At 49.7% G+C, this 14,322-nt stretch carries 14 protein-coding genes; 9 read left to right on the plus strand and 5 right to left on the minus strand.

All coding sequences use genetic code 11. The features are described from left to right. Positions 1 to 6 precede the first annotated feature (6 nt). The 3 genes from ACJJIJ_RS18670 to ACJJIJ_RS18680 form a co-directional block, all read right to left on the minus strand. Complete coding sequence (locus ACJJIJ_RS18670; RefSeq protein WP_444883341.1) at positions 7 to 1,338, minus strand: TldD/PmbA family protein; 1,332 nt, start codon at positions 1,336 to 1,338, stop codon at positions 7 to 9. 35 nt (positions 1,339 to 1,373) lie between these two features. Beyond that, on the minus strand, positions 1,374 to 3,005 hold the full coding sequence (locus ACJJIJ_RS18675; protein WP_444938124.1) for a TldD/PmbA family protein: 1,632 nt from the start codon (positions 3,003 to 3,005) through the stop codon (positions 1,374 to 1,376). A 209-nt stretch (positions 3,006 to 3,214) separates the two neighbouring features. Then, positions 3,215 to 4,597, minus strand: a complete 1,383-nt coding sequence (locus ACJJIJ_RS18680; protein WP_444938125.1) for a nicotinate phosphoribosyltransferase — start codon at positions 4,595 to 4,597, stop codon at positions 3,215 to 3,217. 296 nt (positions 4,598 to 4,893) lie between these two features. Between ACJJIJ_RS18680 and ACJJIJ_RS18685 the strand changes: the two genes are divergently transcribed. The 8 genes from ACJJIJ_RS18685 to ACJJIJ_RS18720 all read left to right on the plus strand — a co-directional run bounded on the left by ACJJIJ_RS18685 (position 4,894) and on the right by ACJJIJ_RS18720 (position 11,363). Beyond that, positions 4,894 to 5,349: a hypothetical protein gene (locus ACJJIJ_RS18685; RefSeq protein WP_444938126.1), complete on the plus strand. Its 456-nt coding sequence runs from the start codon at positions 4,894 to 4,896 to the stop codon at positions 5,347 to 5,349. Positions 5,350 to 5,449: 100 nt separating this feature from the next. Beyond that, positions 5,450 to 6,178, plus strand: a complete 729-nt coding sequence (locus ACJJIJ_RS18690) for a PspA/IM30 family protein (RefSeq protein WP_444938127.1) — start codon at positions 5,450 to 5,452, stop codon at positions 6,176 to 6,178. Beyond that, positions 6,178 to 6,831: a YqiJ family protein gene (locus tag ACJJIJ_RS18695; RefSeq protein WP_444903570.1), complete on the plus strand. Its 654-nt coding sequence runs from the start codon at positions 6,178 to 6,180 to the stop codon at positions 6,829 to 6,831. Before ACJJIJ_RS18690 ends, ACJJIJ_RS18695 begins: the two co-directional genes overlap by 1 nt. Further along, positions 6,832 to 8,541 carry a flotillin family protein gene (locus tag ACJJIJ_RS18700; protein WP_444938128.1) on the plus strand — a complete coding sequence of 570 codons (1,710 nt, stop codon included), beginning with the start codon at positions 6,832 to 6,834 and terminating at the stop codon, positions 8,539 to 8,541. It begins immediately after the preceding gene. 117 nt (positions 8,542 to 8,658) lie between these two features. After that, the gene (locus ACJJIJ_RS18705; RefSeq protein WP_444938129.1) at positions 8,659 to 9,222 is read left to right on the plus strand and encodes a TFIIB-type zinc ribbon-containing protein; all 564 of its coding nucleotides are present in this window, start codon (positions 8,659 to 8,661) and stop codon (positions 9,220 to 9,222) included. Between the two features lie 355 nt (positions 9,223 to 9,577). After that, on the plus strand, positions 9,578 to 9,946 hold the full coding sequence (locus tag ACJJIJ_RS18710; RefSeq protein ID WP_252084072.1) for a hypothetical protein: 369 nt from the start codon (positions 9,578 to 9,580) through the stop codon (positions 9,944 to 9,946). Positions 9,947 to 10,083: 137 nt separating this feature from the next. Further along, complete coding sequence (locus ACJJIJ_RS18715; RefSeq protein WP_444899358.1) at positions 10,084 to 11,037, plus strand: DnaJ C-terminal domain-containing protein; 954 nt, start codon at positions 10,084 to 10,086, stop codon at positions 11,035 to 11,037. Between the two features lie 2 nt (positions 11,038 to 11,039). Further along, positions 11,040 to 11,363, plus strand: a complete 324-nt coding sequence (locus ACJJIJ_RS18720) for a chaperone modulator CbpM (RefSeq protein ID WP_252084074.1) — start codon at positions 11,040 to 11,042, stop codon at positions 11,361 to 11,363. Between the two features lie 3 nt (positions 11,364 to 11,366). Here ACJJIJ_RS18720 and ACJJIJ_RS18725 read toward each other — a convergent pair whose 3' ends face one another. Together ACJJIJ_RS18725 and ACJJIJ_RS18730 are read right to left on the minus strand one after the other, a co-directional pair. After that, entirely contained in the window at positions 11,367 to 12,356 is a 990-nt protein-coding gene (locus ACJJIJ_RS18725; protein WP_444938130.1) for a glycerophosphodiester phosphodiesterase family protein, read from the minus strand. 140 nt (positions 12,357 to 12,496) lie between these two features. After that, positions 12,497 to 13,477, minus strand: coding sequence for a calcium/sodium antiporter (locus ACJJIJ_RS18730; RefSeq protein WP_444891642.1), 981 nt, complete (start codon positions 13,475 to 13,477; stop codon positions 12,497 to 12,499). A gap of 348 nt (positions 13,478 to 13,825) precedes the next feature. Between ACJJIJ_RS18730 and ACJJIJ_RS18735 the strand changes: the two genes are divergently transcribed. Next, positions 13,826 to 14,074 (plus strand): hypothetical protein, encoded by a 249-nt coding sequence (locus tag ACJJIJ_RS18735; protein WP_252084077.1) that lies wholly within the window; start codon positions 13,826 to 13,828, stop codon positions 14,072 to 14,074. The last annotated feature ends 248 nt before the right edge of the window (positions 14,075 to 14,322 follow it).

Here is a 14,322-nt window from a genome sequence, read left to right on the forward strand (position 1 = left end):
TGGCGGTTAAACGGCGTCAGAAAGGCTACTGAAAGTAAAGTCGCGTACTTTCAGTGCGGGAATCATGGCGGACATGCCCCACATACCCACTCGCTGGGGGACGCCCATATCTTCGATATTGTTGAGCATGATTACCGGGCTCTCGTTGAAGCGGAAGTTCTTCACCGGGTATTTGATCTTGCCGTTTTCGATATAGAAGGTGCCGTCGCGGGTGAGGCCGGTGAGCAGCATGGACTGCGGATCGACCATACGGATATACCAGGTGCGGGATACCAAAATACCGCGGCGGGTATTTTTGATCAGTTCTTCGGTGGTTTTATCGCCGCCGATCATAATCAGGTTTTTGGGCTCGGGGACCACTTCGCCTTTGCTTTGCTCGGCCCAGTAGCGGCTGCGCGCCAGGTTTTTCACTACGCCGTCTTTCACCCATTCGGTTCGCCCCAGCTGCATAAAGTCACCGTCGGTCCAGGGTTGAGCCGGCACATCGAGACTGGTGGGATCGGAGTAGAAATTTACGCGCTTGTCGAACATCTTCTCGCCGGTGCGGTTACCGCCGCCCTTTTTGCTCATAAAGCTGCGGCCTTCGTCGGCACTGCGCGCATCAAAGCCGCTCATCATGTAACCCACCAGGCCGGACACCGCATTGGGCTCCAGGATCACGGTGTACTTGCCCGGTTCCAGGGCGCGGGCTTCCTGGGACAGGACCGCCTTGTCGATGGCGACAGAGGAAGTACTGCCGGTATTCATTGCACCGAAATCGGTAACATCACTTTCAGCCCAACCGGAACCCAGGCCATTTTCTGTGCGCATGGTTACGGTGAAGTTGGCGGAAGTGGAGGCGTGGTAGCCGAACAGGCCTTTACTGGTGGCGACCGCGGCAAAAGAACGCTCGTCTTCCAGGTAACCTGCGGCAACCACTTTCTTTTCCTTGGCCGCAATAATGGAATCTGCGGCTGCCTTGGCGCGCTGGTCTGGGGTGATATCTGCGGTGGACTTGGCAAAGCCGTCCACGCTGACATATTTCTGTGGGCCCAGCATCGGCATGGCTTCCGGATTTTCCGGGGACAGCTTGGCCAGCTCTTCGGCGCGACGCATCACTTTTTCCAGGGAGGCATCGCTGAATTCGTTGATGGTGGCTACGCCGGATTTCTTGCCGAAACGGGCCTCTACCGCCAGCTCGATATCGTTGACGATGCCACTGGTGGAAACACTGTTGCGCGCATAGCGAATATTGCCTGTCTCACTGCCGGCCAGCTGTGCGCTGGCTTCATCGGCGCGGCTGTATTTCAAAACCTTATCGAGAATACGCTTCGCTTCACTTCTACTCAGAATTGCCATTGCCTTTTCTCCAATTACTTATTCTTGTGCGCCCTTCAGGAAATCTTGCGCTTGGTATTGATTACATTAATTTTGTCAAAACGGGTGGTGGAGCAGCCGTGGGATACCGCACTTACCTGGCTGGGTTGGCCCTTACCATCGAAGAAGGTTCCGCCCAGGCGGTAGTCGCTGCTGTCGCATATCGCCGAGCAGGAATTCCAGAATTCCTGCGTGTTGGACTGGTAGGCAACGTCCTCAACCTGGCCGACGATCTCACCGTTTTTGATCTCATAGAACAGCTGTCCGCCGAACTGGAAGTTGTAGCGCTGCTGATCAATGGAGTAAGAGCCGCGCCCGACGATGTAAATGCCTTTTTCCACATCGCGGATCATGTCTTTGGCTGAGTACTTCTTCTCTCCCGGAGCCAGGGAGACATTGGGCATGCGCTGGAACTGCACGCTGGACCAGCTATCGCCGTAGCTGCAGCCGTGGGATTCTTTTTGGTCGATCATATGCACCTGATCGCGAGTGGCCTGGTAGTTCATCAGGATGCCATCTTTCACCAGATCCCAACGCTTGGTTTTAACCCCTTCGTCGTCATAGGCGACGGCACCGAGGGAGCCCGGTTGTACCTTGTCAGCAAACAGGGTGACTTTGTCGCTGCCGTACTGGAATTTACCGCTGCGCCACTTATCCAGGGTGGCGAAGGAAGTTCCCGCATAGTTGGCTTCGTAGCCCAGCACGCGGTCCAGTTCTAATGGATGGCCCACAGATTCATGGATGGTCAGGCATAGGTGCGAGGGTTCCAGTACCAAGTCGTACTTGCCCGGATCGATGGATTTGGCCGAAAGCTTGGCCTTGGCCTGCTCGGCCGCGAGCACGGCATCCTCGGCCATATCGTAGGAGGCTTTGTAGAGCGTGGTCTGTCCGCGAATTTTGTCTTTGTCGTGACCGGCCAGGTATTCATAGCCTCTCCCCACTGGGTCACTGAGACCGTTGCGAGTCTTGAAAGCACCGCTCTGCTTATCCACAGCGGTCACCTGCATGGGCGCCCACAGGCGGTGGATATCCTGATCGATATAGGAGCCGTCGCTGGAGGCAAAGTATTTCTGCTCATTGACTAAATACAGGGAAGAGCGGATATAGCTGGCTCCGGCTTTGAGTGCACCGTTATTAACATCCATCAGGAAATCGACTTTCTCGCTGATGGGCACTTGCAGGGCATTCTGTTTGATCGGTGTCTGCCAGGAAACCTCGCCTGCGCCTTTAACCGGTGCCAAGCGCACGGGCTCGGTCTGGTATTTGGCGTTGGCCTTGGCAACGGCAACCGCCTGGCGTGCGGCGCGGGCAACGCCGTCGGCAGTCAGATCGTTGGTGGCGGCGAAACCCCAGGTGCCATTGGCGATTACGCGGATACCGGCGCCGAGGGATTCCGTATTGACGATATTCTCCACGTTGGTTTCGCGGGTCATAACGTACTGGTTGAGATAGCGACCGATGCGCACATCGGTATAACTGGCACCGGCTTTGCGCGCCGTATTCAGAGCGACATCTGCCAGGTGTCGTTTGTGCGAGCTGTGCATGCCCTCATTGAGCAGTTGCTCGGCGCTGACCTGAATGCCCTGCAGTGGTAATAAAATACCACTGGAGCCGACGCCGGCGATCTTGAGGAATTTTCTTCTTTCCATTGGCTACCTTTATCCCCCCAATAGGGTTTGGGGGTGTGCTTATTGTTATTGTGCCCGATACATACAAGAGGCCCGGCCGGGCGCCTTGTCCAGACAACAAACCTATACAGGTAACAGGCCATGATTGCTTTTGTAAAGTGTTGGTTCGGTGAAATGAGGTTTGCTAGGGGCAAATGGTTACGGAAAGAGGAGGGGGATGAATCAAGTTGCTAGATGGCTGCGCGCTGGCGCACCTCAGCAAAAGTCGTTTCTATAAGCAAATTGCCGTTACGAAACACTGGTATCAGAAAATTCTTGTAATGATTTACATCCTCCAGACGAATGGTTCTGAAGTCGCCATTCTCGCATTGAATCAGGGCCAGGCGTCCGCGCTTGGATTTTTTCTCTGGCCCTGTGCGCGGGTCCTTGTAGATGTCTCGCCAGATACCGTTGATGCGAATAGCACTGGCTTTCATGGCAAAGCTCATTAAGTCCCTGTCGACTTTTTGCAGCAGTCCGCCGCCCATACCGAAAGCGACATTCTCGGCACTCTGCTTATGCTTCTGCATTGCCTGCAGTATTTTGGGGATAGTGAAGCGGGAGATACTATCTCCTTGGATAACACGAATATACTCAGGCAAAACACGGTAACCTTTGCTGTTGGTGTGAGCTCCAAATATATGCATCAATCGCTCTATACAATCGACAACAATCTGTACAGGGTTGCCGGAGTCTGGGCGGATAACCAAGGTCCCACCACTGTTTTGAATCGTGTTTTTTAATTGGCCACCCCAGATATTTTCCACTGCATGCCATAAATCATAGCTATCACTGACCACCGCAACGGTTTTATTTTTTCCGGAAAAATGTTGCAGAATGTTCTGATAGGCCAATGCTTCCCCATCCCGGCCCCAGGCGGTAATGGTGCTATGCTCCGCAGCCGGAATAGAAAATCCAGGCATATCGGCATGGTAAAAATTTCTCGCACCTAATATTCCTGAGAGAGTATCTGTTCCGTAAAAATTCACTAGATGAGCCATACCGCCCAACGTGGCACTTTCCAAGCTACTGGCCCCACGCGCACCGAAATCGTGTAATTGAAAGGGGAGACTCTTTTGGCTGTCGGCCGTTTGCTGTAAATAATGTGCAATGATTTTTTTGATTTCCCGACTCTGTGTGGCGACAGTACACGGATACCAGAGAGCGCGTACCAGTGCGGTCTCAAGATAACTGGTCAACCAGAAACAGGATGGGCAGGTGTTAACAATTTGTGCCATAACATTGTGTAAAGGAATAATGCCTCCTTCCTCTACAGCACAAATCTCTAAAGGCAGCAGCCCTCGATGTTTACTGACGATATGTTCCCAGCCCGCGCGATTAAAGGGCAAACCGTGGGCCTTGAGTAGCTTTCCTGCCTCTTCGATATTGGCAAATGTGATAGGTCTTTGTAGGTACTGTTTAATAAAAGCTTGTAAACCAAAAAATACCGTTTCAGAAAATTCCCCGCCGCGGCACTCGATATAGCTGCTAATAAATTCCGTACCTGGTGGATATTGCAGGTAGTGGCTGGCTTTATAGCTATCGACATTGAGAATCAGGTTTTCTATCGACATTACATCCGTCAGTTGGCGATGGAACTATAGATGTGTCGCCAAAAGCCTGTTTCTGGGTATGAAAACAAAAATATTTGTGCGGGAATTTATCCCTGTAAGGATGTGTAATTTAAAACAACTGGCGGTAATCAGAACAAATCCTTACAAAAATCCCCTGAATTATAGATAGCACAATCAACAAAAGATTATTTTTCCACACCGACTGGTTCTGTCGTACCAATAGGTCATGCGAGTTTTAATTGACCACTACACATAGTGGTGTGTACTTTTGTATACATGGCAAGCAAGGGATCATTATGCTCAATAAAACACAATCTATATCGGCACGCCTATCGGCGGAAGATTATGCATATTTGATGTCGATTGATCGCAATGGGGCGGTCACCCAAAGTGAAAAAGTACGCGAAATTATTGCAATGGCGAGAGAGTCTATTGGCGGGGATTGTCTTTCCCGCAGCTATCTCTCCTCTGCAGAGGTCATGCTGCCGTTGAAGGCTCGTTATCTGGAGGAAAACCAGCGGAGCCTGTTGATTGAGGCGGTAATGGACTTGCTCACAGAAGGTGCCGCCATTATTCAAAATGTGGCCGGTAAAGAGCCAATGGCACCGGAATTGGAGAAAGACTTGTTGCCAAGTGTCGAGGCTTTCCTGGAAAAAATGTTGCTGTTGTCACAACAGAGCAGTCCACGCAGCATTCACCGTGATTCCGCCGTGAGAATTCGTGAACGCCTTGAAAGTGAAACTGTGGAATAAGTATCTGCACAAATGGGCTTTATGGTTAAGCAAGCGGCAGAATTACTGTTGAAAAAAAGCGGTAATTTAGCAGCCTGTTGTGGTAAGTACTTAATAAAGTTTGTCAGATTTTGAGGGACTTGGTCTGGCTTTGGTGAAAATTGAAATAGTAAAAGGAAAGAAAATTTTGAGAGAAGGATTAATTAAGCGCATTTCACGCTTAATCTCTGTGTCTGCGAATGCAGTTGTGGACTCAGTTGAAGCCGCTGCGCCAGAGTCAGTGATGGAACAGGCAATCCGGGATGTGGATGATGCGATTAAGGATGTGCGAGATCAGCTAGGAAAAGCAGAGGCATCTAAGTATCTGAATAGTAGAACGTTAAACGAAGAAAAAACACGTCATAAACGTTTAGCTGAACAAATTACCATCGCTGTAAATGAAGGTCGTGATGATTTGGCTGAAGTCGCCATTGCCAAGCAAATGGATATTGAGGTGCAGCTTCCAATTTTAGAGAAAGCGATCAGTGAAAATGAGATAGAAATAAAGGAACTAGGTTCTTATATTCTTGCTCTGCAAGGTAAGAAGCGTGAAATGCGTGAGCAATTACAGGAATTTATTGCAGTCAATAAAAATGCAAGAGGTAGCGTTGTTACTGATGAATATGGTAGGGATAGAAAGTCGAAAGCCCAGGTAGAACAAGCTACAGATGCATTTAATCGAGTAATAGGTAGTACAGCTATATCGACATTTGATTCCGAAATAGATGCCAGTAAGTTAGCAGAGCTTGAGGAGTTTGCACGAAATAATCGTGTGAAAGAACGTTTAGCCAAAATTAAATCGGGGGGCTGATGATATTCTTGTTGCAAGATCAAAACCTGATCTTCACTGGCGCGCTACTTTTAATGTTTATGATAGCGCTTCTTGAAGGCGTGATGACATTGATTGGTGTTGGTATTTCAGACTTACTGGATAACGTACTACCAGATTTTAATGTTGACGTACCAGACACAGGGTTATCTGGGGGGATGACTAAACTACTCGGATGGTTACGTTTTGGGGAGGTGCCTGCACTTATCCTGTTAGTTACTTTTTTGGTTGGTTTTGGAGTAACGGGCTTATTAATCCAAATACTCATGGAGTCATTCTTTGGGTATCTATTGCCGGGCGGTTTACTTGCTGTCGGAGTCCTTTTCCTGGCTCTCCCCCAGGTACGTTTTGTTGGCAATATCATGCGGCGCTTTGCTGTGGGTGATGAATCTGAGGCAGTTGAGAGAAACTCCTTTATTGGCCGTGTAGCGATTATTACGATCGGCAGAGCAGAAATCGGTTCACCGGCAGAGGCGCGTTTTAGTGATGAATACGGAACCACACACTATGTAATGGTGGAGCCGGATGAGAGTGAAATATTTAATCAGGGGGATAAGGTGTTGCTGGTTGAAGAGCTGGGAGCACATTTTCGAGTAACTCGCCCCAGCAGTATACATCTTATGGAGAATAACTAAATGGAGAATCTAGCAGTGATAGGAAACCTTCCGATTATGGTATTTATTGCCGGAGCTATATTAGTGGCCCTGATTGTTATTGGGACTATTTTTGCACGGCTTTATACACGTGCCTCTAAAGAGCGCTCTTTTGTGCGTACCGGTATGGGGGGGCAAAAAGTCATTATGAATGGTGGTGCACTGGTATTACCGGTGTTACATGAAATTATTCCGGTGAATATGAATACCCTGCGCCTTGCGGTATCCCGCAAAGAGCACCAGGCGCTGATTACCAAGGATCGCATGCGTGTGGATGTACTTGCGGAATTCTATTTGCGCGTGAAGCCCGATGCCGAGGCGATTGCCAATGCGGCACAGACTTTGGGCCTACGCACTCTGGACCCAGAAGCCTTGAAGGAAATGATTGAGGGCAAATTTGTCGATGCGCTTCGCTCTGTGGCCGCCGAAATGGAAATGGCAGAGTTGCATGAACAACGCAGTCAGTTTGTACAAAAAGTACAACAGGTAGTTTCCGAGGATTTGTTGAAAAACGGACTGGAACTGGAGTCTGTTTCTTTGACCGGTTTGGACCAGACTCACAAAGAGTTTTTTAACCAGGATAATGTCTTCGATGCCGAAGGCCTTGCCAGCATGACCCGCTCCATTGAAGCGCGCCGCAAGGAAGTGAACGACGTCGAACAGGAAACTATGGTGCAGATCGAGAAGAAAAACCTCGAAGCCGAGCGCCAAAAACTGGAAATTGATAAGGAAAAACGTTACGCCCATTTGGAGCAACAACGCGAGCTGGAAAATCGCGAAGCCGCACAAAAAGCTGATATTGCTCGTGAATTGGCCGCACAAGACAGGGCTGCGCGTCAGGCAGAAATTGAAGCCCAGCGTGAAGTTAGCCAATCCCAGATTGCTGCAGAGCAGGCGACTAAACTGTTGGAGATTGAAAAGGAGCGCCGCCTGAGAGAGCAGGAAATTGAGCGCGAGCGTATTCTCGATGAGCAGCGTATCTCCAAAGAGAAATCTGTAGAGATTGCGGAGCAGGAGCGGGCAATTGCCGTTGCGGAAAAATCCAAAGAGCAGTCCCAGGCAGACCAGCAGGCCAACGTTGCACTGGCTGAAGCGGTAAAAGCGGAAGAGCAGGTGCGCACTGCCAAGGACGTGGAAGTGGCAGAGCGTGATAAGCGCATCGAGATTATCGAAGCCCAGAAAGTGGCTGAGCGTCAGGCTACCGGTATTAAAGTAATGGCCGAAGCGGAGAAGTCGGCTGCAGAAGATAAAGCTGAAGCACTTCGCTTGCAGGCTTCTGCAGAGGCAGAGGCAATTCGTATTAAGGTTGAAGCAGATCGCGAGAAATACGCAGTGGATGCTGAAGGTCAGCGTCTGATGAACGAGGCATACAACAGTCTCAGTGAAGCTCAGATTGCATTGAAGAAGGTGCTGAGCCTGCATGAGAATCTGCCCAATATTATCCGTGAAAGTGTTAAACCGATGGAAAGTATTGATGGCATGAAAATTATTTCTGTTGAAGGGTTAAATGGTGTGGATGGTCGTGCATCTAGTGGAATTCTGGATGGAGAATCGGAATCTAAAGGCCAAAGCCTGCCGGAAGCTTTAGTCGGCAGTGCTCTGAAGCACCGTGCGATGGCTCCCTTAGTGGATTCTCTCTTGAAAGAAGCGGGTGTTGGCAACTTAAGTAAGCCCGTTGAGACAGAGAGTTAATATTTTTCAGATTTGGTAGATAAACGATATTCGGGCTTTATTTATCTGATAAAAACTCTAATCTCGCAACCCAGGTCTTTAAAAAAGATCTGGGTTATTTTTTATGGAAAAGAAATTATGAAACGCTGTACCAGTTGTAAAAAAGGTGTGCTCAAACCAGTTGTCATTGAGCAGTTGTTTCGTGCACATACCTGCTCAAGTTGTGGTGGGAACTGGATTTTGGTTGAAGACTATCTGACTTGGAAAAGAAAAAATCCTGAGTACCAGTTTTCCGATAATATAGCTGTGCTAAATGAAATCGTGGCCGAAGATACCAAGAAAGCTATTTTATGTCCGGTAACAGGCATGATCATGCAGAAGTTAAAAATTACTGCGGGTAGTGAGCACCGTTTAGATTATAGCCCGACAGTTGGGGGTATTTGGCTGGATAAGGGAGAGTGGGAGCTTCTGAGAGCTGAGGGGCTTGCTGCTTCTTTGAACTCATTGGTTACCCATGAGTGGCAGAAAAAGGTTAGGGATACTAGGGCACAAGAGACTTTTTCTGAGGTTTATAGAAGCAGATTTGGCGAAGAGCTATATGACAAAGTAAAAGAAATTAGAGAGTGGTTACATTCCCAAGAAAAGAAAGCAGATATTCTTGCCTATTTGACCGCGGAAGATCCTTATTCTGCCGAGCGATAATTACCAGTTTTGTAGTGATGTTACTCTGGGAGCATGATTCATTTTTGTTTCCTTTAGCTGAGTAGTTGATGTTTATGTGCTATTTAAGTCGCTAATTGGAATGGCGCATCAACACTCTTTTTTTGATGTCGTCTTTAAAGGCTGAATCGACATTTAAATTATCCGTATTTGGATTTTATAAACTGATCTATTGGTAATGGAAAAAAATTGCATAAAATTGATAAAAGATTCTCAATTTTTTTCGTTAGGATTCTGGAAGCGCCTTTGAAGATTAAAATCTGGATGTTAACCTGATTAAGGTCGCTAATTTGGTTTGCTGCGACAACTAATATATAAAAATAACTAGGTTAGGAAAATGACTATCAAAAAAATTCTATTAGCGAGTTCCCTAATTTTTGCCTCCTCTTTAGCCGTTCCGGCTTTTTCTGCCAATCTTGTTTGCCAACTAAATGTCAAATCTGGCGGCCAAGTGTTTGGAAATGGTACTTCCCACTGTAATGGAATAGATTTCAGTTTTGGAAGCTCCACTTCTGGAAGTTGGAGTATTACCAATATCTCTAAATCTATTGATCGGGTCCATTGGATAAAAGGTTGTAATTCTGGGCTCTCATGCGGTGTGACAGTCAGAGCTTATTCATCCAACGAGGCACAGGCCTATATCCATTACAAGGATGGAAGTATCGAATATGTAACAGCCAACATGTGGTACGAAACCGGGCATTAAGTTAGTAGTACGGCGCCGATTGTTCTATCGGCGCTTCTATTTATCAGTGGATATCTACTTAATCAGATAATAGTCGCGTCGATTTTCTCACTTTAAATACGTGGCGAACCCTCTCATCATCGGCTTTTATTAAAGCCATGGAATACAAGGACTATTACAAGATTCTCGGTCTTGAGCGGAACGCTGATCAGGCGGAGGTCAAGCGTGCCTATCGAAAGTTGGCACGTAAATACCACCCCGATGTCAGTAGTGAGAAGGATGCCGAGGAGCGCTTTAAAGAGGTGAATGAGGCCTACGAAGTGCTTAAGGATCCAGAGAAACGTGCGGCCTATGACCAGTTAGGTAGTGGCTTCCAGTCCGGCCAGGATTTCCGGCCGCCCCCTAATTGGGATCAGGGGTTTGAGTTTCACGGTGGTGGTTATACCGATGCCGATAGTGAGGCCTTCAGCGATTTCTTTGAGAGCTTATTTGGGCGAGGCGGATTTAGTCAGGGCTATGGCGGCAGGCAGCGGCGCCAGTACAGTGCTCAGGGGGAAAACACCTATGCGCGAATCGCCATAGATCTGGAAGACAGTTATCGCGGCAGCAGTCGGCAGATTACCCTTAAACACACGGTGTTGGGGGAGGATGGGCGCCCGCAACTGCAGGAGCGCACACTAAACGTCAAGATTCCAAAAGGGATTACTGAAGGTCAGCAAATTCGTCTGGCCGGGCAGGGTGAAGCAGGCATTGGCGGCGGTAAACCCGGTGACCTTTACCTCGAGATCATGTTCAACTCTCACCGTCTCTATCATACTGAGGGCCCAACGGTTTATCTGGACTTACCCATGGCCCCTTGGGAGATGGCCTTGGGGGCCAAAGTACAGGTACCAACACCGAGCGGGCCCCTGAAAGTTACCATCCCTGCCAATAGTGATAACGGCAAGAAGCTTCGCCTCAAGGGGCGTGGAATCCCCGCCAAACAACCCGGTGATATGTACATCGTGCTGCAGACAGTTACCCCCTCTGCCACTAGCGATGCTCAGCGCGAGGCCTATCGCCAATTCAGTAAGGCCTTTGACTTTAATCCGCGCCAATCCATGGGGAGCTGATAATGAGAGTTAGAAAGGCCGAACAGGTCACCGGTGTGCTGCTTGATGAAGAGAGTGAACTGAGTTTGAGCGAATTGTGTCGCGCCTGTGAGCTTCCTGCTGAACGTATATTGGCACTGGTGGAGGAAGGTATTATCGAGCCGCGTGCGCGCAAACCCCGCTGGCGCTTTAGTGGTATTTGCGTGCGCAGGGTTCGCCGTGTCTACACGCTGGAGCGGGATCTTGGGGTCAATCTTGCCGGTGCTGCGCTAGCGCTGGAATTACTCGAAGAGATAGAGCGGTTACAAGCGCAGCTGGCGCGATTAGAGCAGCGGCGAAAACGTTAGTATTTATTCATGGCTGGCTTGTAACAGTGGACCAATGACTTCAATTTTCTCAATCCAGATAACACCGTTGTAATTCTTAGGCAGGAAATTTAAATCCTCTGGTCGGTAGATAGCGGTAAGGCCGCCCTTTTTGTCTCGATGATCTAGCACTATGACTAAACTGCCGCTTTGGGCTACCCGCTCGATAAATCGGTTCGGCCAGCCCCAGAGTACCCAGTGCCAGGTATTGGGTGCCATAACAATACTGTTGCGGCAAGCCTCGGGGATATAGCCGCTCCACCCAATCAGCAAATATCCCAGTGCACAACTTTTTGCGCTGTCCCTACTGAAGGCCAAAGCTTTGGGCCTTAACTCCCGTATTCTTGCGATTGGGAGGGGGCCGCCGTAGACCATTAAGCGGGAATCGGAGAGTAGTTGGTGTTGGCGTAAATAGTTATTGAGTAGGTCTGCTTCATTGGGGTCATTACTTTTTATATTGATCAGGAATTGTCGATCTGGGAAGTGTTGCAGAACTTCTTTCAATGTGGGTAGTAGTCCAATGCCCTGGCCGCGAAAAGGGAAGCTTTTTCCGCCATCGAAGGTGTACCCATAGCCGATATCGAGCTTCTTTAGGTCAGTGATGGCATGCTTCCGAGTGACGCCTCTTCCATTTGTACGGCAATCCAAAGTCCAGTCATGAAATACGGCAAATTCACCGTCGGTTGTGGGATGGATATCGAGTTCGACAATATCCGCGCCATGCGCAAATGCTGCTTCCATGGAGGGAATTGTGTTTTCAAGATAGCGGTGCTCAGGCTGGAATATGCGAATAGCCGTACAATCGTCACGCCCTAGATTATCGCGATTGTAGGTTTGGTAGACACCGCGATGGGAAATAAGAACGGGCTCGCCCTGGGGTGTTGGAGCCAACCAGGAAGCATTTAATAGGTAAATAGCTCCAAAGCCGAATAAAGAACCCAACATGCCAACTTTGGCAAAAAAGCTCCGCCTCATAAAAGCATCTCCGTCATTATTTCCCTTGAGGTGCTGCCAATACTAGCTGGCACTGGTCTGGAAGAACGGGCTTTTTGGGGGCAAATTATGGCGAATTCAGGCGGTAAACTTGGGGTGGTGTGAAGCCACCCCAAGTACGGTCAAAGTGCGGCTTTAGTAATGGTGGTGATGAGGTAGCCAGTGTAGATAAGGTAAGCTGTCAAAAGAGCACCGCCTTCCCAGCGGTTGATTCGACCCTGGCCACGAAAGCCATAGGCGAAGACAAACAGGGCCAGGGTCAAGCCGATCACCATGGGCCAGTCTCTGGTGAGTACTTCCGGTGGCACACTGGACATGGGAGCGATAGTGCCGGCAATCCCCACCACGGCCAGCAGATTGAACATATTCGAACCCACCACGTTGCCTATCGCAATATCGTGTTCGCCTTTGCGCGCGGCTACTATGGTGGCTGCCAGTTCTGGTAGAGAAGTACCTAGGGCGACAATAGTAAGGCCGATAATCAGGTCGCTAACGCCCAGCGATTCGGCAATGGTCACTGCGCCCCAAACCAACAACCGCGAGCTGATAATCAGAAGTACCAAGCCGGCGACTACCCAGAACAGAGCCCGGCCCAGGGGCATGGCGTGTTCTTCCAGCTCTTCAGCGACCTCACCTTCCAGATTATCGCCTTTGCCGCGCAGGGCGGAGAATACACTCCAACCGATCAAGCCGAAGAAACCCAGTAACAGAATGATTGATTCCCAGCGCTCCAGCTTGTCATTCCATAGGAAGGCGCCACTCAGAAGAGTGATGGCCATTAATAGCGGTAGCTCTTTGCGCACAATTTTCGAATGTACGCTCAAGGGAATTATCAGGGCGCTGAGGCCAAGGATCAGGCCGGTATTGGTGATATTGGAACCATAGGCGTTGCCCAGGGCCAGGCCGGGGCTGCCATCCAGCGCGGCAATGGCTGAAACTACCATCTCAGGGGCAGAAGTACCGAAACCGACAATCACCATGCCGATCAACAGCGTGGGCATACCGGCGTGCTTGGCTGTGGCAGCGGCGCCTTCCACGAAGCGGTCAGCACTCCAGACCAGCACAATAAAGCCGGCGATAATGGCGAGAGCGGCGAGAAGCATAGGCAGTCCTCAAAAGATACAGGCGGATTGGGGCATGGCCCGACAAACGGTCAGCGATTGTACCGGCTCTCGGCGTCACAATCAGTGAATTGCTGAAAAGGTAGGCGCGATATCTGTAAAAAATCGAAAGTGTCCCGCCAGTCAGATGGTTCCGCTGCCAGTGTGGGCTACAGTCAATGCATGGCCCGGTAAATCTACGGGATGGCTGAGAGGCTCTGTGCCCCGGTGCGAAGCCCGCTCAGCTGGTGGAGATGTCGGGTATGTTTACGCGGGTCGCACAGAGCCATGGGCGGCGGATTCCGCGACATCCATGTCACCGGCCACTCGCCGGCTAGTTAGGAGGCCTATATGCAATTCAAAGCTTCAATCGGAATACTGGCGGCTGCGCTGGTGCTGACCCTCTCCGCTTGTGAACAGAGGAAAAAGGAAGAGTCCATGGACAAAGGCGGTATGGGCACTGCTGAAACCGGGTGCTGCCAGCATGCAGAAAGTGCCTGCGCCGGGGATGTTACCAAATCCCAGTGCGACCAGATGAGCGGCAAGTTTCATAAAGAGCATATGTGCCGCACCGATACCGGCAAGTGCGCTCGTAAATAGCATCTGCTGCTGAGGGTGCGGTACAAGCCTGTGCTGCGCCTCTCATTCTCACCTGAATCGCTTATCTAGCGGTCCTTTTTACAATTCACGTGAATGCATAATCCCCTCATGTTCAGTGACTGAATACTGCCTTTGGGTACGTATTCCTGGCCCCCTTGACATTAGTTACATCTGCAACTAACTTCCTTTGCGCTAGAAATTAACCAGCGCGCAGCCCCGATAAATGGCGCCGCGATGATAAGAGACGG

This window comes from Microbulbifer mixtoriginis (SeqCode), from assembly GCF_052467945.1.